At 66.5% G+C, this 2,739-nt stretch carries 2 protein-coding genes; both read right to left on the bottom strand.

The annotated features are described in order from the left end of the window. Nucleotides 1-176 precede the first annotated feature (176 nt). Complete coding sequence (locus AAFP05_RS02065) at nt 177-584, bottom strand: RidA family protein (protein WP_341728191.1); 408 nt, start codon at nt 582-584, stop codon at nt 177-179. Between the two features lie 17 nt (nt 585-601). Further along, nucleotides 602-2,581 carry a hypothetical protein gene (locus tag AAFP05_RS02060; protein WP_341728190.1) on the bottom strand — a complete coding sequence of 660 codons (1,980 nt, stop codon included), beginning with the start codon at nt 2,579-2,581 and terminating at the stop codon, nt 602-604. Nucleotides 2,582-2,739 lie beyond the last annotated feature (158 nt).

Here is a 2,739-nt window from a genome sequence, read left to right as displayed (position 1 = left end):
GCACCATCGGCGCCACGCCGGCGGTGGTCAACGCGGTGGTCGATGCGCTGGCCGCTGCGGGCCTCGGGCGCGACGCCGAGAAGGTGCAGATGCCGCTGACGGCGCCGACGGTGTGGCGCGCGCTGCAGCGTGATTTCGATCGCCGGGCCTGGGCTTGACCGGGTGCGCGGGGCGCCTCAGCGCCGCGCCACCATGTCGATCTCGATCAGCGCGCCCTTGGCCAGTGCCGTGACACCCACACAGGTGCGCGCCGGCCGTTTGCCAACCGGGAACCAGCTGGCGTAGGCGGTGTTCATCGCCGCGTAGTCCTGCTCGAAGCGCGTCATGTAGATGCGCACCTGCAGCACATTCGCCAGTGTGAGCCCGCAGCCTTGCAGCACGGCCTGCAGGTTCTTCATCACCTGGTGCGTCTGCGCCTCGATGCCGTCCGGGTAGGGCTCGTCGACCGAGGTGCCGGCAAACGGCATCTGGCCAGTCACGAACACCCATCCGTCGGCCTCGACCGCATGGCTGAAGGGCGCCACGGGGTCGGGGGCGCCGGCGATCATGTGGAAGATGGGCGTCGTCGGCATGTCGATCTCCACGGGCTGAAGCCCATTGCTTATCGCCAGATCACAGTGGGTGCAAAGCGGCCGCTGGTGTCCGAACTGAGCAAGAGCACACGGTCGGAAAAGACCAGCGCTGGTGGAACGCCAACAGGGATGCTGGTGCCCGGAATGCGAAAGCGCGTCACTGCGGGCAGCGCTGAGCTCGGCAACAAGGTTGGCAGATTCAGAACGCTGTACTCCACCAGTTGTATCGAGAATCTCTCGTCCGGCAGCGCCAGTCCGAAGCCCGACACCGCAGCGAACAAGTCACCGTTGGCCGCAGTGAACCCTGTCGGCCAGGAGGCTGATGCCTCGGGGCTGAAAGGCCCGACGACAGCGCTGCGCAGTCCATCTTCATCCGCGGTGACGCCCGCGAGATTGCCAGCCGAGTCGAGGGCCACCGCATGCGCGACCAGGACCGTGCCTGACCCCGTGGGGCCGCGCCACACCAGCCACCGCAGGCCATCGTCGGCCAGCGGCTTCAGCCCCTCGACGACATCCAGCGAGAGCACGGCGATCGATCGGTGGTATTCGACCTGCCCGGCGGCCGTGATGCTCGCGTAGTGCACTCTGTTGTTGCTGGTCGACGTCGTCTCGGTCCAGGTGGCCAGGACACCGCCGGCGTGAGCCGCCAGCCGGACCCCTGGCGAGATCTGGGGCGATCCGACCGCGATGACGATCTCGGGCCGAGTCGTGGAACCGTCCGCCCCGATGGCTCGCAAGACCAATTGATAAGCCGTGTTCCCGGTCGAGGGCACCGACACCGTGCGTTGCGAAGCGATCCAGAAATGGTCTGCGCCCGGATTCCCGTCCATGGCGAGCGGGTACTCGGCCAGTGTTGACGGATCGGTGCTGCCCAGAGTGAAGCTGGACAGTGCGCCGGCACCGAGCGTCGCTCCCGAGTCGGACAAGGCGTACATCTGGTAGTTCGGCCAGGAGCCCGTCAACCACCGATTCCCCGCGGACAGACGCATCAGCCCTTGGTACTGCCCGACGGGCGGCGTCTCGCTCGACTGCACCATGCCCCGCCTGTCGACGCGGTGAAGGCTCGATGCCGTGGCGATCAGCGCACCGTCGGACAAGGCAATCGCGCTCATGGCACCACCGACCCACACTGACGACGAGCCCGGCACGACCGTGCTCTGAAGCTGAGCGGGCTGCGTCACGAATCCCCAGCCTTCCGTGAGGCCATCCCAGCCGAGCAGCAGGCTTTCCTCGTCGAAGCTGCGGGATGGGTCGGTGCTCGCCACGACCTGACGGATCACGCCGATGCCCGGGGCATACCAGGTCGAGACGCTCGAGCTGGCAATCTGAGGTGTGGTGCGCGTGCTCGGATTGATGCGAATGGTCAGCACGGTATCCACGCGCAGTGCCGTCAAAGCTTGTGCGCGATTCGGAAGCGTCACCAGCTCGTTGCCGACGACTCGGCGATAGCTCGCGACATCGACCGTGTCGAACTTGCCGTCAGCGTCGATGTCGATCGGCTGGTTGCTGAAGCGCTGTTCGATCAGGTCGTACTGATCACCCTGCCTGACCGGAGAGCGAAGTTCCGGTCCCGTGATGATCACGGGAGTCCAGTTGGGCACCAGTTCGAGCGAAACCGAGAAGTTGACGGTGCCGCTGCCCGCTTCCACGGACAGCTCAGAGGTGGCTTGCGGATCGCTGCTGTCGGTCTCCGTCACGCCGCCATTGGCGGCGGCAGTCTGCGAGACGACGGTCTCGACGAACTGGCCTTGTGTTCGATCATCGGTTCGATAGACCCAGCGCGCTCCTGCGCGCAGAGGCCGCAGTGTCGCGGCCGTCGGGTACAGCGTGGCGCCCACCGCGGGTGCAGCCGGGATGAGGCTGCCCGAGGCGTTGGGAGAGCTCGGCGTGGTCGACGCGCCACCGCCTCCGCCGCAACCCGTTGCCACGGCGGCGAAAGCTGCGATGCCAAGTGCTGCAATTCGTCCGGGCAGGGATTCAGGGTCCAACTTGCTGGCACGCAGTTCCATTGCGGTGATCCGTTCCGATTGACTGGCGACTCAGTCCGACTTGTCGACGAGCACGAAGTGTTCCACCACCGGCGGTTGTGCGAAGAAGGGGCCGACGATGGCGCGCCACTGCGGGAACAGCGGGCCGCCGCGGAAGTCCACCGTGTGGTTCTCCAGCG

Origin of the sequence: Brooklawnia sp., from assembly GCF_032229645.1 — a bacterium.
Taxonomy (GTDB): Bacteria; Actinomycetota; Actinomycetes; order Propionibacteriales; family Propionibacteriaceae; genus Brooklawnia.
Note: the sequence above shows the minus strand (reverse complement) of the source record. Positions and strands in the feature narration are given on the sequence as shown.

Coding starts and splice junctions, on each gene's coding strand:
- AAFP05_RS02060 (WP_341728190.1), bottom strand. CDS start 2,581: ATGGAACTGCGTGCCAGCAAGTTGGACCCTGAATCCCTGCCCGGACGA.